Genomic DNA, 308 nt, shown 5'->3' with positions numbered 1-308 from the left:
GGCAGGAACGACTTCGGCAGGCGCACGAACAGCAGGCCGACCGCGACGATCACGACCAGGTAGATGATGAGCCAGCGGCCCGAGCGCTTGATCACGTGGTGCACGCCGACGTGGTACTTGTCGCGGCTGTTGTTGAACGTGCGGTTGAACCAGCCGAAGAAGCCCTTCTTCTCTTCGTGATGCCCTTGCGGGATCGGCTTGAGGATCGTCGCGCACAGTGCCGGCGTCAGAATCAACGCGACGAGCACCGACAGCACCATCGCCGACACGATCGTCAGCGAGAACTGGCGATAGATCGCGCCGACCGA

The 308-nt window shown here is 62.7% G+C and carries 1 protein-coding gene; it reads right to left on the bottom strand.

Features of this window, described 5'->3' with window-relative positions:
* The coding region (locus HWX36_RS36795) for an efflux RND transporter permease subunit (protein WP_175958589.1) at nt 1-308 on the bottom strand (308 nt) is incomplete at both ends.

Origin of the sequence: Burkholderia sp. BCC0405, from assembly GCF_902833075.1 — a bacterium.
In the GTDB taxonomy this organism is placed as follows: domain Bacteria; phylum Pseudomonadota; class Gammaproteobacteria; order Burkholderiales; family Burkholderiaceae; genus Burkholderia.
This window is presented reverse-complemented; position numbering and strand designations above follow the sequence as displayed.